Origin of the sequence: Oribacterium sp. P9 (assembly GCF_046365365.1) — a bacterium.
Classification (GTDB): domain Bacteria; phylum Bacillota; class Clostridia; order Lachnospirales; family Lachnospiraceae; genus Oribacterium.
On record NZ_JBKEIS010000001.1, the window covers coordinates 246,211 to 267,140 of the forward strand.

Consider the following 20,930-nt stretch of genomic DNA (forward strand, 5'->3'; position numbering starts at 1 on the left):
TGGACTTCTTCGATTTTATAGGGGCTTTGCCCCGGTATCGAACGTCGCCGAAGGCGGCGTGAGATAGGCGCTGCTTGAAGCAAGAAAATAGATCGTCTTTGCCCCGTCATCTCGCACCGCCAGTGGCGGCGCGAAATAAGCACTGATTTTATTCACTACCTTAATTCGTTTGTACCGGTGCCAGGTGCTCAGCCCAATACGCGCGTACCATGGCGATGAAATCCTTCGCGGCGTCGGTGAGGTACGCACCTTTACGGTAGGTGATACAGAGATCCCAGGTCGGGTGATTCGGTAATACGAAGCATCCGATCTTGGGATTTTTTTCGTCTGTGTAGTAGCGCGGTACGATCGCGCAGCAGAGATAGGCGCTGCCAGGTCTCGTGTCATACTTTGAGCGTCTGATACTTTTCTTTAAGAAGTTTCCATATGAGCGCATAAAGTGGATTCAGCGCCTGCTCTTCTTTAAATACGGTGACGCCTTTTACCGGGAATCCTTCCGGTAGCGGGAGTTTTAAAAAGTCTTCTTTCAATAGATGGAACAGGCTTTCGGGCAATACGGAAAGTCCTTTCCTGGTGGCGCATAGGTGCGCTGCCTCCTGAAAAGTGCTGGTGGTTTCTATATGAGGACAGTCCGACAGCCCGATTCCAGTCATGGCTTCTTCCTGAAATGAAGGGGAAAGCGCGTAATTTTCCTTAACAAATACCCGATCATGCGTCCATCCAGTCTTTTTCAAGATTTTTTCCTGGAGTGCATGTTCTGTATACCATTCGCGTGAAGCTGCCAGCACATAGCTGTCTTCCTGGAAAGTTTTCTGGATATAGGGTTTGGGAACTTCTTTCTGTGTCATATAAATGAGAAGATCGGCTGAACCATTCTGGAGCATTTGTAATGCAGTGTCAGTTTCGCCGGCGATTAAGGTCAGATGAGCCTCATCGTAAACTTTTCGTACTTCCGGCCAGATATCCCGAAGAAACATATTCCGCATCGTGAATTCAATATAAATAGACACATTATGAATGGCCGTTTCTTTCAGCTTTTCGAGTGCCTCTTGCAGTCCTCTTTCTTCCGCTGCGATTTGACGCGCTGTATCGATCACGAGTTCGCCCCGAGGGGTTGGCGTCATGGCAGACTTGGAACGTTCAAAAATAGAAAAACCGAGTTTTTCTTCATAGAGCTTCAGCTGTTGTGAAAGTGCTGGCTGAGAAAGATAACAGCGGGCAGCGGCCCGGCTGATATTTGATTCCTCGTAAATCGCCAGAAGATATTCATAGATTTTTGAATTCATGGTGAAAGCCTTTCGTCGAAGGAGTGGAGCAGGTGCTGGACTTCCTCATTGGTGGCAAGAAAACGGGAACCGCTTTGCCTGAGCCGCTGATATTCCAGGTAAAAAAAGAAACGTTCCGGATCCGTGAGCGTGCGATATAGCGGAAAAGCCATCCCTTCCGTAAGAGCCGGCAGTCCAGACAGGGTGAAATAACGCAGTCCTGAAATATGGGTGGCACTTTCTTCATCGACAAAGCCGGCGTAGTTTCCTTCCATGAGTAGCTGATGATTGGTCAGTCGGTTCGACGTTTGAAGCTGAATATTCAGCTGAATCTGATGGCTTTTCAGGAAGTGATTCACGCACCGTCCGATGACCGTCAGTTCATCAGGAAGAATGAAGGGGGCATCTTTCATTAAAGCGAAATCCTCTATAGATAAAACGGAAGGTGCGGTGGCCGTTCCGCCCTGTACATACAGGGCATGGAAGCTGGGAATCCCCATCAGAATTCGTTTTTTTTCCAGTGGCAAAAAGTGAACATCCAAAGGCTTCAGGTCCATCCTGTCTTCGGTCATCAGAAGGATGAAATCGAGCTCTCCCGCCAGTAGCTTCTGATAAAGCAGGGTTGATCTCTCGTTGATGACCGAAACGTGCAGCGATGGATAGCGCTCAAGCATATGGGGATAAATATAGGCCAGAGAAGCACCGCCACGGATGGGTGGGATGCCAAAGCGAAGAAGATTTGGGGTGCGTGCACCGTTCAGTTTCTGATGAAGCTGCGACTGAAGGAATTGAATCTTTCGAGCACTTTTCAAGTAGAGGGTACCGGCTTCTGTCAGCTCATAGCTTCCGGAGGCGGTAGCAAAAAGACGAATACCGGTATCCGTTTCCAGATTCTGAAGGTATCTGCTGAGTACAGACTGCGATACATGAAGCGCATGTGCAGCCTGCGTCAGGGTCTTGTTCTCTGCTATAGCGATAAAATAATCATAGTGAAGAATATTCATGTAGATCGTCCTGTCTCGTAAAAAGCCTTATGCTTTTTCCTTATAGTTATATGTTCAGTATATATTAGAATCAGAAGTGCATCAAGCGTACCATAGGAGCATAGAGTAGCCGTGAAAACAACGGCTGGAATGTGAGCCGGGCCTGGAAGTCGCATCCTATATATGCAGTTCATTTATTGTCAAGGAGGTCAAATGAACATGAATGTACAATTGGTGATCACACTGGCGGTACTGGCGTTTATGGCGGTATCGTTTATGATGAGAAAAATATCCTATGGAATGACAGGCATGATTTGTATGCTGGTACTGGCCATGACAGGTATTGTCGACTTGCCCACCGCTTTTTCGGGTTTTTCAAATAAAACCACGATTCTCGTGGCAACCATGATGCTGGTTGCAGGTTCGATCGGAAAGACCAGTCTCGTCAGCGTTATCCGTGGACATATGTCTACCATTCAGAAGAAAAGTGGTTTGCTGCTTCTGCTTGCCATCTTCGGATTCACGATTCTTTTGACACAGCTGATCGGCATGACGGCGCTTATGTCGGTTATGGTTATGCTGGTGGTCACCCTGGATGATACAACGGATCTGTCGCAGTCTCGTGTCTTTTTTCTGATTGCAGCCATCAACATCGCCTGGTTCGGCCGTTTTCCGGTCGGCATGGGAGCGGCGCTTCCACTTATGCAGAATGCTTATTATGAAGGTCTTGTGGAGAGCAATCCAGAGTATCTTTTAACTGTGTTTGACTATATGAAGGCCGGTATGATTCCATCGATCGTACTTACACTGTACTGCCTGTTTGCCTGGAAACTGATTCCGAAAACAAAGATGGATATGGATGCCATGCAGCAGCAGGGCGGCAGAGAGCAGGCATCCAAAATGACAAAGCGCCAGGAGCAGATTATATTTGTAGTATTTATCATCATCATGCTTGCGTTTATTTTCTCTACACAGCTTGGAAATCTGATTTATCTTCTGCCGATTGCCGGCTGTATCGTACTGATATTAACCAAGGTCGTATCTCAGCAGGAGGCGTCCTGCATACTGGCTGGTGATATGGTTTTCTGCGTTGCAGGTGTTCTTGTGGTTTCTTCAGCATTAAACTCCTCTGGTGCGGGTCAGATGATCGGTGATTTCGTGCTGAGACTTTTAGGAAGTAACCCGTCAAGTGTTATGGTCATTACGGTTTTCTGTGTGGTGACAGTCGTGATGACGACGTTCCTCAGTAATAACGGTACGGTGGCAATAATGACACCGATTGCGGCATCGACGGCCCTGGCTGGTGGTATGAATCCGAAAGCGGTTGTTTTAGTGGTTGTCCTATCTTCTTGTCTTGCAATTGCGTTTCCAACCGGCTGTGCGGCATCCATGATGGCATACTCCATCGGAAATCACAATCCGGTAAAGCTTCTTCGCTTTACGATTCCGTACCTGATCCTGGGGTGTATCTCTGTGATTATTTCAGCAAGTATTTTCTACCCAGTGTATGGTTGATAAGGAGGCGATGATGTTAAGTGAAGAACAGGTGAAGGAACAGCTCGAAATTCTGGATCGCACAAATATGCATAAAAATGCAGCTAAGGAGCGGGTGATTCCGGAGGATTATCTGGAGTATCAGACGAAAGTAGAGCGGACGGAGAGAATGCTGGAAAGTGTTTCGACAGGTGTGGCCGTACGATGCGTTTTCACCAAAGCAGTGGACTGTCTGAAATCGATGCCGATTTTTATCAACCTCCATGGAGGCGGCTTCATCCATCCGCAGGATTCGGATGATGATTTGCTCTGTGCACATATTGCCAATGCAATACAGGGACTGGTAATCGATGTGGATTATGCTGTAACTCCGGATTATGTATTTCCGACCGCGTTTGAGCAGGTATGGGATGTAGCGGAGTGGGTGTTTGCACATGCAGAGGAACTGAAAGCGGATTCGACACGGATTTCGATCGGCGGGCATAGTGCTGGTGGAGCGCTGGCTGCGGCAGTATGCCTTCGTGCTGCGAAGAGCGGGCACATGCACTTCGCGCTGCAAATACTTGATTATGCTGCTCTGGATAATGCGATGGCATTTGAAACGGCCGGAAATGAAAGAAGCAGGGCATTCTCTACCCTCTATTGTGGCGGAAACATTCGCCTTTTAAGCAGTCCATACTGTTCACCGGTGTTTGCTTCCGATGAAATGCTGAAGAACCAGCCACGCACCTTAGTGATCAATGCAGAGTTTTGCCCGTTCCGTAAGATTACAGAACGTTATGGTCAGAGACTGGCGCAGGCAGGAAATGAGGTCGCTTTTAAATCGTATCGAGGAAGTGCACATGGTTTTACGGTTCGCATGACCGGTGCATGGCAGGATGCGCAGGAGCTGATGATTCGCTATCTTCGCAATAGCAAAGTCAGAGAGGTGCAGGAAAATGACTGAAGAGAGAAAACAGGAAATACTGAACATTATTAAAAAGACGAATCGCAGGCCTGCTTCAGCCGCGCCATCCTATCCAGAAGAAATTCGTGCATATCTGGAGCGATGCGAAGCGATTCGGTCTATCACCAGAACCGTCGATGGTTTTTCGTATCGAATGGACATTTTAAATGCGAAAAACAGATCTGCAGACTGTCCGGTTTTTATAAATATCCATGGTGGCGGATTTATAGGACCGCATCGTGAAAATGACAGCTATTACAGTGCATATGTGGCGGATCAGATTCGCGGAATCACAGTGGATATCGATTATACACTTTCGGATACGGCACCTTATCCGGTCGCTCTGTACCAGTGTATGGATGCGCTGGATTATGTAGTGAGCCATGTAGAGGAGTGGGGAGCATCGAAAGAAAACATCACGGTGGCTGGATACAGCGCGGGTGCTTCTCTGACCGCGGCGATGGGAATTTGCTGTGCAGAGCGAGAAGGATTCATGCCGAAGCTTTTAATTCTTGCGTATCCGCCACTGGAATACAGGATTCCGGATCAGTACAAGATTGATTCCTATGATCGCCAGATCGGCATGGAACGCTCGAAAGCTTTTGCGGATCTGTACTTCGATGATAAGAAAGAGAACTTCGAAGATTATCATAATTCGCCACTCTATGCACCGACAGAATTACTTGCCAGACAGCCGAAAACGCTGATTATTTCAGCTGGGCTTTGTAATTTCCGCTATGAAGATGAAGATTATGCGCTTTGCCTGGCGGAAGCTGGAGTAGAGGTGATTCTGAAACGCTTCCCTGGAAAATCGCATGGCTTCATTCCGCACTTTATGGAGGGCTGGCAAGAAGCTACAGAGCTTATGGTGCGCGAAATCACAGAAGACTGATAGTGCGACGGGTTCGATATTCTGGCTGTTTAGTTATTCTGCACCGGTGTCAGGTGCTCAGTCCAGTACGCGCGTACCATGGCGATGAAATCCTTCGCGGCGTCGGTGAGGTATGCCCCTTTTCGATATGTGATACAGAGATCCCAGGTCGGGTGATTCGGTAATACGAAGCATCCGATCTTGGGATTTTTTTCGTCTGCGTAGTAGCGCGGCACGATCGCACAGCAGAGACTGGCTTCCACCAGGGTCGGAAGACTGGCGGTCGAGTTTGTTTCCATGAGGATCATCGGCTCGAAGCCGGCATTCCGAAAGATATCATCGGTGATCTGGCGATTCGTCGATGCATGGGAGAGCACGACGAATGGCTCGTACTGCAGGTCTCGGAGATCGATGACCGGAAGCTCCGGGCCGCTGAAGGAGTAGCGATCGCAGAGAGGATGCGTTTTCGGCACCAGCACGCACATCTCTTCGGAACCGACGGTCAGATAATCGTCGCTGGTCCGCTGATCCTTCCGCAGTGTGACGAAGCCGAGATCGATGTTTCCGGCATTCAGTTCCTTCTGAAGATTCGACACGCTCATTTCCTGCGGACTGATGCGCAGCTCGTCGTACTTCTGGTGGAGCGCAGGATATATTTCTGTGAACATGCGGATACCACGATTGGTTGTAAGACCGATCCTCAGCTCGGATTTTCCGGAGTGTGTGATATTGTAGATTTTCTTATAGGTATCCTGCTTGATCAGGAGGGCTTTGCGCGCGCCCTGCAGATAGGCTTCCCCGGCTTCGGTCGGATGCCAGTCGGTACGGGAACGCACGAAGAGCTGCGTACCTAACTCCTTTTCCAGCTTGAGAAGCTGTTGATTCAGGGCAGACTGGGAGATGAAGAGATTTCTCGCAGCCTTCGTTATATTGTTTTCCTTCGCAATTTCAACCATATACTCACATTCCCGGAAATCCATGTGTTCCTCCTTATAAAAAGATCGTTACATATCGATGATTCAACGTAAGTTTTCCTAATGCTTCCATAAGTAAAGCTAAAAGCAAAACTTATTGAAAATGCAAAGAACCATAAGTTGTGCTTAGTATACCATAAGAGTTACGCGCTTTACTAAAAAAGCTGAAAAATCTATAATTTCTATATAAGCAATCGAGTATTTCTGCAGAGCACTGTGGTGTGTGGACAGCTTCTGAACTGCAGAAACGATGTACACAAGCGTGTGTGCATGATTCATGTAAGGAGGATAGAACATGATTCCAGTAGTAGAAAAGATGGAAGTATTTCCAGTTGCCGGCTTCGATTCCATGGAGCTGAACCTTTCCGGTGCGCATGCACCATACTTCACCAGAAACATCGTCATCCTGACCGATTCAAACGGTGTAGAGGGTATCGGCGAGGTTCCGGGCGGTCAGAAGATCACAAACGCACTGGAGGCGGTAAAGGATCTCGTCATCGGCACGAAGATTTCAGATTATAAGAATACCTTAAATCGTGTACGTGCATGGCTCGATGCAAACATCAAGGATGATGTCAGAGGACTTCAGACCTTCGACCTTCGTACCGGTGTACATGTTGTAACGGCGATCGAAGCTCCTCTTCTCGACCTTATGGGTAAGTTCCTCGAGGTTCCGGCGGCTTCTCTCATGGGTGATGGCCTTCAGAGAACGTCCGTACGTTTCCTTTCTTACCTTTTCTATGTCGGTGATCGTAAGAAGACCACGCTTCCATACATGGATGAGTCCGACTCAGACTGTGAGTGGTACAGACTTCGTAACGAAGAAGCGATGGACCCGGAGCACATCGTCGCACTTGCGAAGGCAACGGCGGAGAAGTACGGCTTCGAGGATTTCAAGCTGAAGGGCGGTGTGTTCGAGCCGGAAGAGGAGTATAAGGCAGTCGCTGCCATCAAGAAGGCATTCCCGAATGCACGTGTCGATCTCGATCCGAACGGCTGCTGGTCGCTCGAGAAGTCGCTCGAGATGGCACCGAAGTTTAAGGAGATCCTGGCATACATCGAGGATCCATGCGGCGCAGAAAATGGTTTCTCCGGCCGTGAGGTGATGGCGGAGTTCCGTCAGGAGTCCGGCATGTTTACCGCCACCAACATGATCGATACCGACTGGCGTCAGATGCGTCACTGCATCGAGCTGAAGGCAGTCGACATCCCGCTGGCAGATCCGCACTTCTGGACCATGGAAGGTTCGGTACGTGTCGGTCAGCTGTGCAACGACTTCGGTCTGATGTGGGGCTGCCACTCCAACAACCACTTCGATATTTCCCTCGCGATGGTTGCACAGTGTGCCGCTGCCATCCCTGGCCGTATGAACGGTATCGATACGCACTGGATCTGGCAGGAGGGCAGAAACCGTCTGACGAAGAACCCGATGCAGATCGAGGGTGGATGCATCCACAACATCGATAAGATGGTGGGCCTCGGTGTCGAGGTCGATCGTGAGCAGATCATGAAGGCAAACAAGCTCTATATGGATAACTGCCTCGGTGCACGTGATGATGCCATCGGCATGCAGTTCCTGGTACCGAATTGGAAGTTTGATAACAAGCGTCCTTGCATGGTTCGCTGATGTAGTGCGCACTTCCGGCATCCGTACCGGAGGCGTCCACGTTTTGAAAATGGGCTCTTTTTAAGGCGAACAGGAATCTATGGTTCCTGCCCACTTTAGAGGGAGCTTTTTTCTACCTGAAAGTGGATGCAGCAGCGGAGTGTCCGCCAAACTGAAACGCACAACGATTAATGAAAATGCACGTCAATAATTTAACGTAAGTTTTTCTAATGCTTACATAAGCGAGGCTAAAAGCAAAACTTATGGAAGTACATGGATTTTATAAGTTTTACTAAAGCTGACATTAGACTTATCTGCTTTACGAACGATATTGTGAAAATTATACTAAGCATATAAAGACAGCATGTGCTGACTTGTGAAGCTTGAATTTCATTGGCGGGGGCCTATGGAAGATATACTTCTGTGTTGCACAGAGGAGTGTCCGGGGAACGGACAGGAAAGGGGGAACTTCAATGTTCTTAAAGAAATATGGCGACATGATCGTCGGCATCTTCTACGCGGCATTAGGCATCGCACTGATCATCGGTGCCGGAAAGCTGCCGAAGTCGAAGGTAATGGAAATCGGTCCGGATTTTATGCCACGTCTGGTAGGCATCATCATCCTGGTACTGGCACTTCTGCTTCTGTTCTGGACTGTCAAGGGACTGAAGAAGCATGTCACGGAGGTGGAAGCATCTGATTATAAGGATACATCCGATTATAAGAGAGTACTCGGAAGCCTCGTATCCGCTATCGTGTATGTGAACATCCTCGAGCCGATCGGCTTCATCATCAGTACGCTGCTCTATCTGTTCATTCAGATCACGATCCTCGCGCCGGATGCACATCGTACGAAAAAGGATCTGATCCAGTATCTGGTCATCGATGTTGTATTTACATTTATCGTCTACTTCCTGTTCCGCTACGGATTCAAGATCGTCCTTCCGGCAGGAATCTTCGCACTGTAATAAAGGAGGAAACAGAATGAACGCATTAGCACAGTTAGGTGCCGGCATCGTTTCAGTTTGCCAGCCGGTTTCCTTACTTTTTATGATCGCCGGTGTGGCAATCGGCATCATCTTCGGATCGATTCCTGGTCTTTCCGCATCCATGGCCGTCGCCCTGATGCTCCCGCTGACCTTCAGCATGGAAGCCTCCCTCGGTATGAACACCCTGGTTGCTGTTTACATCGGAGGTATCTCCGGCGGACTGATCTCCGCGATCCTCCTCAACATGCCGGGTACCGCTTCTTCCATCGCGACCACCTTTGATGGCTACCCGATGGCGCAGAAGGGTGAAGCGATGAAGGCACTTGGTGTCGGCATCGTCTTCTCCTTCCTCGGATCACTGTTTTCGTTCTTTATCCTGTCCTTCTTCGCACCGATGCTTGCAGATGTTGCGCTGAAGTTCACTCCGGTTGAGAACTTCGGTATCTGCTTTTTCGCTCTTACGATGGTGGCGATCCTCTCCTCAGGAAATATGATCAAGGGTCTCCTCGCAGGCCTCTTCGGACTGGTGTTCTGCTTCATCGGTATGGCACCAATCGACGGTACGGCACGTTTTACCTTCGGCAATGCGAATCTTCTTGCCGGCTTCAACCAGCTGACCACTCTCATCGGTATCTTTGCTGTCGCAGATATTCTGAAGTCCGCAGAGGAGATGAATGCGAAGGGTGTACAGACCATCCCGACCTCAAAGGTGAAGGGCTTCGGCTTCTCCATGAAGGAGTTCGTTTCCTGGCTTCCGGGTGCACTGAGAGCAGCACTCATCGGAACTGGTATCGGTATCCTTCCGGGTATCGGCGGTTCCACCTCCGGTATGCTGTCTTACGTAACCGCAAAGAACATGAGCAAGCATCCGGAAACCTTCGGTACAGGTGATCCGGAAGGTATCGTTGCAACCGAGTGTGCGAACAATGCAACGATCGGTGGTGCGATGATTCCGCTTCTCGTTCTCGGTATCCCGGGCGACGGTGTTACCGCGATGATGCTTGGCGGCTTCTTGATTCACGGCCTGTCCGCCGGTCCGCTCCTCTTCGTAAAGAATGCCGACGTCGTATACGGCATCTTCGCTGCATGTATGGTATGTGACCTTATCATGCTGATCGTTGAGTGGACATGTATCAAGGGCTTCGTACAGATTCTGAAGGTTCCGAAGCACATTCTGATGCCATTGATCCTCGTACTCTGCGCAGTCGGTGCATATGCAACCAACAACCGTGTCTTCGATGTGCAGTCCATCATCGTCTTCGGTGTGGTCGGCTACATCTATCACAAGCTGAGTCTTCCGACGACACCGTTCGTCCTTTGCTTCCTGGTCGGCTCGATGACGGAGACCTACCTCCGTCGAGGCATCATGAGCTACAAGAGCTTCGGCGCATTCTTCACACATCCGATCTTCGATGTATTCTTCTTCATCGCCTGCGGCGTTCTCCTCTGGTCTATGTTTAAGGAGCTCAAGCACGGTGGCAAGAAAGTCGATGACTAAGTGAAAACAAAAACTGTACTAAACTTCCGCGAGACGGAAGAAGTAATAAATCATGGGCGCCGGGGGGCGCCCCGAAAAAGGAGAAAACTATGAAAAAAAGAATCTTATCCGCACTTCTTGCAGGTAGCATGGCACTCGGCCTCGCTGCATGTGGCTCTTCCTCAACCGGTAGCACCACCGCTGCTGCACCGGCAGAGACGAAGGCTGCAGAGAGCGCTGCATCCGGAGATGCAGCTGCAAGCACCACCGCAGGTGACTGGCAGCCATCCGGCCCGATTTCTCTGGTTCTTCCGGCAGGTGCAGGTGGAGACACCGATCTTTCCGCTCGTATCTTCGCACAGTATGCAAAGGAAGCAACCGGCGTTGACTTCGTCGTTGTAAATGCAAGTGGTGCATCCGGATCCGTTGCTGCAAATCAGGTTCTGTCCGCAGCCAACGATGGCCAGACCGTTCTGTACGGTCACAACCTCGTAAATGTGGCCAATGTTGCCGGCATCACCGATTATGACTACACCGCATTTACACTCGGACCAACATTCGCAAAGAATGATGCAACGGGTCTCTATGTAAATCCGGATAAGTATAAGGACCTCAATGAGTTCCTGGAGGCTGCCAAGGCAAACCCTGGTCAGCTGAAGGCTTGTACCGAGGTGGGTGCATATACTTACTACGAGCTCCTCAAGTTTGAACAGTTAGCTGGTATCGATCTCGACCTCGTAGACGTAGGATCCAACTCCGACAAGGTAACGGCGATGCTTTCCGGTCAGGTAGATATGATGCCGGGTGCATTCGTAAACACAAAGGATTATCTTGATGCAGGTCAGTTTGTATGTGTAGGTATCCCCACAGAAGAGAGATCCGCACTGATGCCGGATGTTCCGACACTGAAGGAGCAGGGCATCGATCTCGTATTTCCGGACTGTGACTACTCCTTTTACTTCCCGGCAGGAACAGATGCTTCTGTGATCGCATGGTTTGAGAACACCACAAAGACCGTCACAGAGAACGAGAAGTGCCAGGAGGACCTCAAGAACATGGAGATCAATCCGTACTATCTCTCTGCTGCAGATTCTGTAGAGAACGATAAGAACTACCTTGCAATCTTCAAGGAGGTTGCTGATTCTGTTGAAAAGTAAAAACGTAATCTTCTCCATATAACTTCCTTTAGCTCGGTTCCGGCAGTCTGCCGGAACCGGAATTTAAAAGAATCAGAGATCATCAGATGAGGAATCATATGGTGATCTATGACCCTTTTATAAGCTTCACAGATTATGTCTATATACATTCGTCATCAGAGCATCACGGGGGAACCCCGCGTTTTCAGCCGGCACTCCCTACGTGCTCATCACAGGAAAGAGGTTCTTATGGCAGTCAGAAAAACGCAGGATCAGTACGTACAGGAGCTGGTGCAGGAGAACAAGCGCATTCATTACATGGCGTATGCGCTGATCGTTCTACTCATCGCGGTCATCGTGGTTTCCGTCTTAAAGCAGTTTATGCTCACCTCCATCCTTCTGGTGGTCGCCATCCTGTATCAGATTTTCGTCGTACGAAAGCAGCAGCGCGCCTATCTTAAAAAGTGTGAAAACACGAATCTCGAGCTGAGCACACTGAAGGATTTCAGTGATACCGAAATCGAAGAAAAGGGAACGCAGCTTTCCGAGCAGGATCTGGAAGCCGCCGGACTTCTGCCGTTTGTGCCGAAGACCGCGAGCTTTTTCAAATCCATTCATGGCACGAAGGGAAAGCTCGAGATCCGCTCGACGGACTGCTCCGTCGCACAGCACCAGCATGAAAAGGGCGTTGCCGCTGACATCAATACCGGCAACTGGATCCGTATTCGACTCCCGAAATCCACCGGACTGAATGTACGCATCCTTGAGGATGGCGTGTTCCCGGTAGAATTTCAGACAGACTTCTATAAAAAACAGCAGCTTGACGAAGCAGCACGTCCGGAGGGCGTCCCTTCGTCGATGCATCTCTATACCGCTGATCAGGACGCGAAGCTTCCAAGCAGTGCCTTCCTACAGAAGCTTCGCGCCTTTTCAGAATATACACCTGGAAAAATCTCCGTAAGCATCGAGGACGATGTTCTCGACGTCTATATCCGAAATCGCTTTTTAAGCGCCGGTTTTTCTGTTCGCGAAGCGGTTACGAAGCAGGAACTCACGAGAGATCCATATCCGGAGCTCCATCACGTTCTCGAGCTCGTCTCATTTTTAATTCGATAATTTCAGTAGCTTCGCTGCTGCTTTTATAAGCACCTTTACTGCAGAAAAGGTGAGCATACGATTCATGTTGGAAGATTCATTTTTCCGGCGCTTATGCACCATAGAAGAAAAGAGGTATGAAAATGGCAGATACACCTATTATTAAGAAGATGCAGGTCATCCCGGTGGCTGGCTATGACAGTATGCTGATGACTCTGTCGGGCTGTCATGCACCGGCATTTACAAGAAATCTGGTGATTCTCGAGGATAGTGCGGGACATCAGGGCATCGGTGAGATTCACGGAGGAGATTACACCTGCGATTGTCTCAATGCGGTGAAGCCGCTTGTGGAAGGACAGCCGATCGCGAAGTATCGTCAGATCCTCCAGAAGATCCATAAGCTGGCGAACCCGGCCGCAGAGGACGATGGCGAGGGTATCCAGACACTGGATATCTCGAAGCTGAAGTTCGTCGTAAAGAGTGAGTGGGCACTGGAGTGTGCGATGCTCGATCTGATGGGTCAGTTCCTGGGCGTACCGATGTGTGATCTTCTCGGTGAGGGACAGCAGCGAAAGGAAGTCGAGATGCTCGGCTATCTCTTCTATGTATCCGATAAGAAGAAAGTACCGGCAGGCGAGATGCAGTATCTCGATGAAAGCGACAGCTCGGATCCATGGTTCCGTCTGCGCCGTGAGGAGATTCTGACACCGGAGAGAGTGGTCGAAGAGGCGGAGGCGCTGACCGAAAAGTACGGTTTCCGCAACTTCAAGCTGAAGGGCGGTGTACTGAAGGGCTCCGAGGAGATGGATGCGATGCGTGCACTGAAGAAGCGGTTCCCGGATGCACGTATCAACATTGACCCGAACGGCGCATGGAGCCTGAAGGAGGCCATCGAGCTCTGCAAGGATATGCATGGGATCATCACCTACATGGAGGATCCATGCGGACCAGAGGCCGGTTATTCCAGCCGTGAGATCATGCGCGAGTTTAAGAATGCGACACAGTTCCAGGTGGCGACGAACATGATCGCAACCGACTGGCGTCAGTTCTATCACACCGTAAGCCTCAATGCCTGCGATATCATCCTCGCAGATCCGCACTTCTGGGGCTTCGATGGTGCGATCCGTATGTCACAGCTTCTCAACTCCTGGGGTCTTACCTGGGGCGTACACTCGAACAACCACTTCGACATCACACTGGCAGCCTTTGCACAGGTGGGTGCCGCTGCGGTCGGCGATCCGGCACCGCTCGATACCCACTGGATCTGGCAGGACGGTCAGAATCTCCTCGATGATACGCCACAGATCATCGGCGGCAAGCTGCAGGTTCCGGATGCACCGGGACTCGGCGTACATCTCAACATGGAGAAGGTCATGAAGGCAAATAAGCTTTACAACAGCCTGCCATCCCATGATCGTGATGATGCGAAGGCGATGCAGTATCTGATTCCGGGCTGGAAGTATGATCACAAGAAACCGGCACTGGTAAGATAAGTGCGGCTTCTATAGATAGTCGAAGCTCATAGAAGCATTTTGAAACATATCTGAATCAGATGAAACGAAACGTTGCAGCAAATGAATAAATACGGATTAAAATGAAATGATATGAAATAAATAACAGAGATTTGACGAATCGAGCAGAAAATGAAAAATCTTTGGCCAGTTTCATTCTAGTTTAAAACGTATGGATTCAGTAAGATAACAGCGTGAGATGCGAAAGCACTCCACTACATAAGTGCATAAACATTTTTTTTCATTAAGAAAGTGAGGAATAAACATGAAGATTGGATTTTTAGGACTTGGTATCATGGGTAGACCGATGGCGAAGAACCTGCTCAAGGCTGGTCACGAGCTGATGGTATTTGATTTCAACCAGGCTGCAGTTGATGAGCTGGTAGCTGCTGGCGCAAAGGCTGGTACCTGCGGTAAGGATCTTGCTGAGTTCGCAGATGTTGTCATCACCATGGTTCCGAACTCCCCACACGTACGTGCCGCTGTATTTAACGAGAAGGGCCTCGCAGAGGGCTTCCGCAAGGGTGAGTCCGTACTCATCGATATGTCTTCCATCGACCCGGTTGAGTCCAAGAAGATCGGTGCTGACCTCGAGAAGCTCGGCGTAGATATGCTCGATGCACCTGTATCCGGTGGAGAGCCAAAGGCCATCGATGGAACCCTTTCCGTTATGGTCGGTGGTAAGAAGGAGACCTTCGACAAGTACTATGACATGCTCATGGTGATGGCTGGTTCTGTCGTATATGTTGGACCTCTGGGCTCCGGTAACGTTGCAAAGCTTGCAAACCAGATGATCGTAGCTGCCAACATTGGCATCGTTGCAGAGGCACTGACCTTCGCTAAGAAGGCTGGAACTGATCCTGAGCTCGTATACCAGGCAATCCGTGGCGGTCTCGCTGGTTCCACTGTTCTCGATGCCAAGGCTCCGATGATGCTTTCCGGTAACTACAACCCAGGCTTCAGAATCGACCTTCATATCAAGGATCTGAACAACGCCCTCAACGCTTCCCATGCCATCAATATGCCGGTTCCGATGACCGCACACATGATGGAGGTTATGCAGGAGCTGAAGAACCACGACGAGGGTGCCTGCGATCACGACGACATCGTTCGCTACTATGAGAGAATGACCGGTGTTTCCATCGCAAAGTAATCTTACAAAATAGTGTTATAGCTTCATACTGATCTGAAGCCCGGCACCGAGCGCTTTTCCCTTCCATTTTAACGCCGGTTGCCGGGCTTTTTGTATTCGGAAATATCCAGCCGGATAGGGTCTGGACTGAAGCTTTACCATAGGATAAGAAATCATTCGTCCAGAATGAAAAGCAGTCAATCAATATTATGATTATAGAATCAGAAAGAGGATTTTCATGAATACAGAGTTTATCAAGGGTGTAGTTGTTCCGATTATTACCGTCATCGATCAGGATGAGAAGATCGATGAGGCCGGCATGCGGAAGCAGGTGGATTATGTCATCGATGGAGGCCTTCAGGGCATCCTGGCGTTCGGTTCCAACGGCGAGTTCTATCAGCTCGAGGAGGACGAGATGGAGCGCGGTCTCAAGATCATGGTGGATCAGGCCGCTGGTCGTGTGCCGGTTTACTTCGGCATCGGTGCCATCAATACGAAGAAGTGCATCCGCCTCGCCAAGATGGCCGTCGCAAACGGCGCATCCTGCGTTTCCATCCTTCAGCCGATGTTCCTGAAGCCGACCCATGACGAGCTCTATCGTCATTTCAAAGCCATCGCGGATGCGATTCCGGAGACGCCGGTGCTTCTCTACAACAACCCTGGCCGTGTAGGTTATGGCCTCAGTGCAGATATCGTGACTGAGCTTGCACATGACGTCGCAAACATCGTCGGCATGAAGGATACCTCCGGCGACATCACCCTCACCGAGGAGTGCGTACGCAGAAACCGTGACGTCGACTTCAAGGTCTTCGGTGGCAAGGACACCCTTCTCTTCGCATCGCTCTGCGTCGGCGCGGTCGGCGGCGTATGCACCGCTGGTAACTTCATGCCGGAGCTGATCGGTGATGTCTATAAGAAGTACACCGAGGGCGATTTCGAGGGTTCCCGTGAGGCACAGTTCAAGCTGAATCCGGTACGCCTTGCGATGGATAAGGCATCCTTCCCGGTAGCTGCGAAGGATATGGCAGCGATCCGCGGCCTCGAGGTCGGTGATCCGTACCTTCCATCCCTTCCGACCACAAACGAAGCTACCCTTGAACACTTTAAGAAGGTGATGAAGGAGGCAGGTCTGATCTGATGAAGCACACAGTCACACTCGCAAACGGTGCCGTCGTTCCGGCACTCGGCCAGGGGACCTGGTACCTCGGCGAGAACCGGGCGCAGCGTCAGCAGGAAATCGAGGGCATCCGCCAGGGCATCGCGGCCGGCATGACCCTCATCGATACCGCGGAGATGTACGGCAGTGGTGCTGCAGAGGATATGCTCGGAGAGGCGCTCAGCACGGAGGATCGTTCGAAGCTTTACCTCGTGTCGAAGGTGCTTCCTGGCAATGCCGGCGGCAAGCGTATGCGCCGCGCTCTGATGGGCAGCCTCGAGCGCATGGGGCAGCAGTACCTCGACCTCTATCTCTACCACTGGAGAGGCAACTACTCTCTGGAGGAGACGGTGAGCTGCCTCGAGGAGCTGCGCGCCGAGGGCCTGATCCGGGCCTGGGGCGTCTCCAACTTCGACATCGATGATATGGAGGAGCTCTGGGCGATCCCGGAGGGCCGGAACTGCCAGGTGAACCAGGTGCTCTACCATACCGGCTCCCGTGGCATCGAGTATTCCCTCCTTCCGTGGATGCGGAAAAATCAGGTAGCGCTCATGGCGTACTGTCCGCTCGCACAGGCCGGCTCACTCCGGAGTGGCCTCTTCTCAAACAAGACCCTGCAGAGCATCGCCGAGGCGCATCATGCGACGGTGCCGCAGATTCTGCTCGCCTGGAACATCCGTGACGGACACACCATTGCGATTCCACGCAGCTCCCGTGCGGAGCATACGCTGGCCAATGCAGGCGCCGATCAGATTACACTGAGCGTAGAAGAACTGCAGGCCATCGACCGCGTATATCCGAAGCCGACGCACAAAGAGTATTTAGACATGCAGTAAATACGAAAACGGACAGGGCACTCCGCACTCACTCAGTTCAAAGTACAGAACCACAGCGGAGTGTCCGTGTCCGATCTGACAGAACGCGTTCTGCATATCGGACGCGGACACTCCACTGGAACCTGTTCTTTGAATTCGCAATTTAGCGGAGTGCCCTGCTCCGTTTTCTTACATTATGGCCACGACTATGGTATGATGGAATAAGTTGAAATGTATTGAAATAAAACGAGGTGTACCATGGCCAACATTGCACTGCTGGTTCCGAATGATGAGCTGTTCCGTCTGACGCATGATGTGCTGCAGGAGCAGCAGAAGCGTCTGTTTCTGATGAAGGTCATCGAGTCGGAGCGGGCTGTGATGGAGGCGCGGCAGGCCATTAACCAGGGGGCCGATATCATCATCGCGCGTGGTCTGCAGGCGACGATCATCAAGCAGTACACGGACATTCCGGTGGTGGAGATCGTGCTGACCAGGCAGGGTGTGATCGACATGCTCGAGCGTGCGAAGCGGGTCGTGCATAAGTCCCATCCGCATATCGCGATCGTGACCTTCAAGAACATGGCCTGCGACATGTCTGGGCTCGATGAGCAGTGCGGGGTACATCTCCATGAGTACTTCGTGCAGAACCCGGAGCTGCTGCGACCGGCGGCCATGCAGGCGATCGAGGATAAGGTGGACCTCATCATCGGGGGACAGACGGTGCTGACCGTCGCGGATGATGCGGGGATTCCATCGATTTTTATCACGAATACGGAGGATGCCGTCGAGGCAGCGATCCGGGAGGCCTTTCAGCTGGCAGCAACCTTCGATGGAAATGGCGGGCTTCCGGAGGCGAAATACCGGAAGCCGGAAATGGGCGGAAAGGCTTCGTCCTTCGTGAATTTCCCATACAGCAGTGCGCGTATGCAGGCGGCGGTGACGCTGGCGGAGCAGCTGGCCGCGACAGACTGTCCGAAGCTTCTGATCGAGCCGGTGGGGCGTCTCTACCGTGCCTTTGCCAATGCCATACACAACAAGTCGAAGCATTCGCAGGAGAAGCTCGTGGAGTACGACTGCATCGCTGGAGAGTCTGCCTATGAGGCGCTGTTCGGGCGTCTCGGAAAGATGAACGATGCCGCGAAGGGCACCCTTCAGATCAACTTTATCGAGCATCTGGATCTGCGTTCGCAGAAGAAGCTGTTGGAGATCCTGATGTTCCGGAACGTCATCGTCGTGACGAAGAAGACGGACCTTCGACCGTATCTGCTGCCGGAGCTCTATGAGCGTCTGATCGCGTTTGCGATTCGCATTCCGATGCTTATGGAAACGCCGGAAGAGATTCCGTTTCTCGCGGATCTCTATATGCGGCGGCTTGCGGAGCAGTATGGGCGCTACCATGTACTGACGAAGGACGCGATGAAAACGATCGCGGCGCTTCCATGGAATGGCGGACGTATCCAGCTGGAGAGCTTCCTCGAGCGTCTCGTCATCACGGCGGATCATCGAAGTATCCGCCCGGACGACATCACGAAGCTGTACGCGACGATCTACGGGGCAGAAGCATTGGCCGATGGAGATGGAGCGGACCGAAAGCCGGTCGGGGGAAGGGCAGAAAGCGATGCAGCGTGCTCTGATGCGGAAGCAGATCGTGCACGCCATGCGACGGTCACATCCGTACAGGCGATGGAGCGGGAGCGCATCGTCCGGGTGCTCTCTGAATGCATGGGCAGCCGGGAGAAAGCCGCTGCGAAGCTCGGTATCAGTAAGACGACCCTGTGGCGAAAGCTCCGACAGTATCAGATCATTTAAATTCTTAGGAGGTTGGCATGGATTACAGAAAATTCGGAAATCAGATCGTGTTACGTGTGGATCGTGATGAAGAGGTCATGACGGAGATTACAGCACTTTGTGAAAAGGAAAATGTACATCTCGCGTCCATCAGCGGACTCGGCGCGGCCGATCATCTCGTGATGGGGCTCTACGATGTGGAGGCGCAGAAATTCACGGAGACCGTGCTGGATCAGCCGCTCGAAATCACGTCCATCATCGGCAGCGTCACGGAGATGGATGGAAAGCCGTATCTCCATGTGCATATCACGGTTGCGGATGTGGATGGACATGCCTTCGGCGGACATCTGAAGTCCGTGCGCATCGGTGGAACGGCGGAGATCTTCCTCACGGTCATCGACGGGCAGGTCGGCCGGAAGAAGGACGAAATCACGGGGACCGGACTGAATCTTTTTGATTTCAGCAGTAAAAATGATCATATAATGACTGCCGAAGGGCAGCAGGAGGTATAACATGAAATTTCTTTTTGCTTCGGATTCCTTTAAAGGAACCCTCACGAGCGACCAGACCATCGAGCTCCTCACGAAGGCAGCCGAGGAGGTTTTCGGAAGCTGTGAGACGAGTGGTGTGCCGGTCGCAGACGGCGGTGAGGGTACCACTGATGCCGTGGTGAAGGCGAGAAGTGGCGAGATCATCACGGTGCCGGTACATGGCCCGCTGATGGAGATGGAGCAGGGCTTCTATGGCCGTCTGTCGGACACGGAGGCCATCCTCGAGATGGCGGCGGCATCCGGACTTCCAATGGTGCCGGAAGAGAAGCGGAATCCGCTGAACACCACCACCTATGGCACCGGTGAGCTGCTGAAGGCGGCGCTGGATGCCGGCTACACGGAGATCGCGATCGCGATCGGAGGATCGGCGACCAATGATGGCGGCATGGGGTTTGCATCCGCCCTCGGCATTCGTTTCCTCGATCAGGAGGGAAATGTACTGGAAGGCCGTGGCGAGAACCTCGAGAAGGTGGCGCACATCGATATGAGCGGCCTCGATCCGGCGGTACAGAAGGCGCACTTCACCGTCATGTGTGATGTGACGAATCCACTCTGCGGTCCGAATGGCGCGACCTATACCTTCGGAAAGCAGAAGGGCGGCACACCGGAAATCCTCGATCGTCTCGAAAAGGGTATGCAGAACTACCGTGATGTCATCATCCGTGAATTCGGTATCAACCCGGATGAGATCCAGGGCAGTGGTGCGGCCGGTGGACTCGGTGCCGCACTGAAGGTGTTCCTGCACGCAGAGATGAAGTCCGGCATCGAGACCGTGCTTGATCTCATCGACTTCGATGCACGCCTCGAGGGTGTTGACCTCGTCGTGACCGGTGAGGGCCGAACCGACTGGCAGTCCTGCTTCGGCAAGGTGATGCAGGGTGTCGGTGACCGCAGTGCGAAGCACCAGGTACCGGTAGCGGCACTCTGCGGCGGACTCGGCCCGGACTATGAGAAAATCTATGCCCATGGGATCAGCTCGATCATGACGACCGTCGACGGCCCGATGCCACTGAAGGAGGCCCTGGACAACGCGAGCGAGCTCTACTATAAGGGCGCGATCCGCATGTTCCGCTTCCTCCAGACCGGCATGCAGATGAACAAGCACGAATAAACAAACAATGAACATAAATTCATAGTCCAA

At 51.5% G+C, this 20,930-nt stretch carries 19 protein-coding genes; 15 read left to right on the forward strand and 4 right to left on the reverse strand.

Features of this window, described 5'->3' with window-relative positions; all coding sequences use genetic code 11:
- Positions 1-160 precede the first annotated feature (160 nt).
- The 3 genes from ACK8P7_RS01040 to ACK8P7_RS01050 are packed head-to-tail and all read right to left on the reverse strand — an operon-like array spanning position 161 to position 2,269.
- Positions 161-436, reverse strand: coding sequence for a hypothetical protein (locus ACK8P7_RS01040; protein ID WP_410042362.1), 276 nt, complete (start codon positions 434-436; stop codon positions 161-163).
- Positions 384-1,286, reverse strand: coding sequence for a LysR family transcriptional regulator (locus ACK8P7_RS01045; protein WP_410042363.1), 903 nt, complete (start codon positions 1,284-1,286; stop codon positions 384-386). Before ACK8P7_RS01045 ends, ACK8P7_RS01040 begins: the two co-directional genes overlap by 53 nt.
- Entirely contained in the window at positions 1,283-2,269 is a 987-nt protein-coding gene (locus ACK8P7_RS01050) for a LysR family transcriptional regulator (protein WP_410042364.1), read from the reverse strand. Before ACK8P7_RS01050 ends, ACK8P7_RS01045 begins: the two co-directional genes overlap by 4 nt.
- A gap of 192 nt (positions 2,270-2,461) precedes the next feature.
- Here ACK8P7_RS01050 and ACK8P7_RS01055 point away from each other — a divergent pair, with 192 nt between their 5' ends.
- Genes ACK8P7_RS01055 through ACK8P7_RS01065 form a run of 3 tightly spaced genes read left to right on the forward strand, consistent with a single transcriptional unit; the run spans position 2,462 to position 5,580 of the window.
- On the forward strand, positions 2,462-3,763 hold the full coding sequence (locus ACK8P7_RS01055) for an SLC13 family permease (RefSeq protein ID WP_410042365.1): 1,302 nt from the start codon (positions 2,462-2,464) through the stop codon (positions 3,761-3,763).
- 13 nt (positions 3,764-3,776) lie between these two features.
- On the forward strand, positions 3,777-4,688 hold the full coding sequence (locus ACK8P7_RS01060) for an alpha/beta hydrolase (RefSeq protein WP_410042366.1): 912 nt from the start codon (positions 3,777-3,779) through the stop codon (positions 4,686-4,688).
- Complete coding sequence (locus ACK8P7_RS01065; RefSeq protein ID WP_410042367.1) at positions 4,681-5,580, forward strand: alpha/beta hydrolase; 900 nt, start codon at positions 4,681-4,683, stop codon at positions 5,578-5,580. The genes ACK8P7_RS01060 and ACK8P7_RS01065 overlap by 8 nt, the downstream gene beginning before the upstream one ends.
- A gap of 29 nt (positions 5,581-5,609) precedes the next feature.
- On the opposite strand, the gene ACK8P7_RS01070 is transcribed toward ACK8P7_RS01065, so the two are convergent.
- On the reverse strand, positions 5,610-6,539 hold the full coding sequence (locus ACK8P7_RS01070) for a LysR family transcriptional regulator (protein ID WP_410042368.1): 930 nt from the start codon (positions 6,537-6,539) through the stop codon (positions 5,610-5,612).
- Between the two features lie 289 nt (positions 6,540-6,828).
- Between ACK8P7_RS01070 and ACK8P7_RS01075 the strand changes: the two genes are divergently transcribed.
- From ACK8P7_RS01075 to ACK8P7_RS01130, 12 genes are all read left to right on the forward strand, one after another.
- Complete coding sequence (locus ACK8P7_RS01075) at positions 6,829-8,160, forward strand: enolase C-terminal domain-like protein (protein ID WP_410042369.1); 1,332 nt, start codon at positions 6,829-6,831, stop codon at positions 8,158-8,160.
- Positions 8,161-8,612: 452 nt separating this feature from the next.
- Entirely contained in the window at positions 8,613-9,107 is a 495-nt protein-coding gene (locus ACK8P7_RS01080; protein ID WP_410042370.1) for a tripartite tricarboxylate transporter TctB family protein, read from the forward strand.
- 16 nt (positions 9,108-9,123) lie between these two features.
- Positions 9,124-10,626 carry a tripartite tricarboxylate transporter permease gene (locus ACK8P7_RS01085; protein WP_410042371.1) on the forward strand — a complete coding sequence of 501 codons (1,503 nt, stop codon included), beginning with the start codon at positions 9,124-9,126 and terminating at the stop codon, positions 10,624-10,626.
- Between the two features lie 89 nt (positions 10,627-10,715).
- Complete coding sequence (locus ACK8P7_RS01090; RefSeq protein WP_410042372.1) at positions 10,716-11,762, forward strand: tripartite tricarboxylate transporter substrate binding protein; 1,047 nt, start codon at positions 10,716-10,718, stop codon at positions 11,760-11,762.
- A gap of 228 nt (positions 11,763-11,990) precedes the next feature.
- Positions 11,991-12,857 carry a hypothetical protein gene (locus ACK8P7_RS01095; protein WP_410042373.1) on the forward strand — a complete coding sequence of 289 codons (867 nt, stop codon included), beginning with the start codon at positions 11,991-11,993 and terminating at the stop codon, positions 12,855-12,857.
- 122 nt (positions 12,858-12,979) lie between these two features.
- Complete coding sequence (locus tag ACK8P7_RS01100) at positions 12,980-14,329, forward strand: enolase C-terminal domain-like protein (protein ID WP_410042374.1); 1,350 nt, start codon at positions 12,980-12,982, stop codon at positions 14,327-14,329.
- Positions 14,330-14,612: 283 nt separating this feature from the next.
- Positions 14,613-15,500: a 2-hydroxy-3-oxopropionate reductase gene (garR, locus tag ACK8P7_RS01105; RefSeq protein ID WP_410042375.1), complete on the forward strand. Its 888-nt coding sequence runs from the start codon at positions 14,613-14,615 to the stop codon at positions 15,498-15,500.
- A gap of 217 nt (positions 15,501-15,717) precedes the next feature.
- Positions 15,718-16,617, forward strand: coding sequence for a dihydrodipicolinate synthase family protein (locus ACK8P7_RS01110; protein WP_410042376.1), 900 nt, complete (start codon positions 15,718-15,720; stop codon positions 16,615-16,617).
- The gene (locus tag ACK8P7_RS01115; RefSeq protein WP_410042377.1) at positions 16,617-17,471 is read left to right on the forward strand and encodes an aldo/keto reductase; all 855 of its coding nucleotides are present in this window, start codon (positions 16,617-16,619) and stop codon (positions 17,469-17,471) included. The genes ACK8P7_RS01110 and ACK8P7_RS01115 overlap by 1 nt, the downstream gene beginning before the upstream one ends.
- A gap of 237 nt (positions 17,472-17,708) precedes the next feature.
- Entirely contained in the window at positions 17,709-19,259 is a 1,551-nt protein-coding gene (locus ACK8P7_RS01120; RefSeq protein WP_410042378.1) for a PrpR N-terminal domain-containing protein, read from the forward strand.
- A 17-nt stretch (positions 19,260-19,276) separates the two neighbouring features.
- Entirely contained in the window at positions 19,277-19,750 is a 474-nt protein-coding gene (locus tag ACK8P7_RS01125) for a PPC domain-containing DNA-binding protein (protein ID WP_410042379.1), read from the forward strand.
- 1 nt (position 19,751) lies between these two features.
- Positions 19,752-20,900: a glycerate kinase gene (locus ACK8P7_RS01130; RefSeq protein WP_410042380.1), complete on the forward strand. Its 1,149-nt coding sequence runs from the start codon at positions 19,752-19,754 to the stop codon at positions 20,898-20,900.
- The last annotated feature ends 30 nt before the right edge of the window (positions 20,901-20,930 follow it).

Excerpts from the sequence above, each read along its gene's own strand:
- ACK8P7_RS01100 (WP_410042374.1), top strand. The coding sequence starts at position 12,980 with ATGGCAGATACACCTATTATTAAGAAGATGCAGGTCATCCCGGTGGCT.
- ACK8P7_RS01115 (WP_410042377.1), top strand. The coding sequence starts at position 16,617 with ATGAAGCACACAGTCACACTCGCAAACGGTGCCGTCGTTCCGGCACTC.
- ACK8P7_RS01090 (WP_410042372.1), top strand. The coding sequence starts at position 10,716 with ATGAAAAAAAGAATCTTATCCGCACTTCTTGCAGGTAGCATGGCACTC.
- ACK8P7_RS01130 (WP_410042380.1), top strand. The coding sequence starts at position 19,752 with ATGAAATTTCTTTTTGCTTCGGATTCCTTTAAAGGAACCCTCACGAGC.
- ACK8P7_RS01045 (WP_410042363.1), bottom strand. The coding sequence starts at position 1,286 with ATGAATTCAAAAATCTATGAATATCTTCTGGCGATTTACGAGGAATCA.
- ACK8P7_RS01060 (WP_410042366.1), top strand. The coding sequence starts at position 3,777 with ATGTTAAGTGAAGAACAGGTGAAGGAACAGCTCGAAATTCTGGATCGC.
- ACK8P7_RS01080 (WP_410042370.1), top strand. The coding sequence starts at position 8,613 with ATGTTCTTAAAGAAATATGGCGACATGATCGTCGGCATCTTCTACGCG.
- ACK8P7_RS01085 (WP_410042371.1), top strand. The coding sequence starts at position 9,124 with ATGAACGCATTAGCACAGTTAGGTGCCGGCATCGTTTCAGTTTGCCAG.
- ACK8P7_RS01040 (WP_410042362.1), bottom strand. The coding sequence starts at position 436 with ATGCGCTCATATGGAAACTTCTTAAAGAAAAGTATCAGACGCTCAAAG.
- ACK8P7_RS01125 (WP_410042379.1), top strand. The coding sequence starts at position 19,277 with ATGGATTACAGAAAATTCGGAAATCAGATCGTGTTACGTGTGGATCGT.
- ACK8P7_RS01065 (WP_410042367.1), top strand. The coding sequence starts at position 4,681 with ATGACTGAAGAGAGAAAACAGGAAATACTGAACATTATTAAAAAGACG.
- ACK8P7_RS01110 (WP_410042376.1), top strand. The coding sequence starts at position 15,718 with ATGAATACAGAGTTTATCAAGGGTGTAGTTGTTCCGATTATTACCGTC.
- ACK8P7_RS01075 (WP_410042369.1), top strand. The coding sequence starts at position 6,829 with ATGATTCCAGTAGTAGAAAAGATGGAAGTATTTCCAGTTGCCGGCTTC.
- ACK8P7_RS01120 (WP_410042378.1), top strand. The coding sequence starts at position 17,709 with ATGGCCAACATTGCACTGCTGGTTCCGAATGATGAGCTGTTCCGTCTG.
- ACK8P7_RS01095 (WP_410042373.1), top strand. The coding sequence starts at position 11,991 with ATGGCAGTCAGAAAAACGCAGGATCAGTACGTACAGGAGCTGGTGCAG.
- ACK8P7_RS01055 (WP_410042365.1), top strand. The coding sequence starts at position 2,462 with ATGAACATGAATGTACAATTGGTGATCACACTGGCGGTACTGGCGTTT.
- ACK8P7_RS01050 (WP_410042364.1), bottom strand. The coding sequence starts at position 2,269 with ATGAATATTCTTCACTATGATTATTTTATCGCTATAGCAGAGAACAAG.
- ACK8P7_RS01070 (WP_410042368.1), bottom strand. The coding sequence starts at position 6,539 with ATGGATTTCCGGGAATGTGAGTATATGGTTGAAATTGCGAAGGAAAAC.
- garR (WP_410042375.1), top strand. The coding sequence starts at position 14,613 with ATGAAGATTGGATTTTTAGGACTTGGTATCATGGGTAGACCGATGGCG.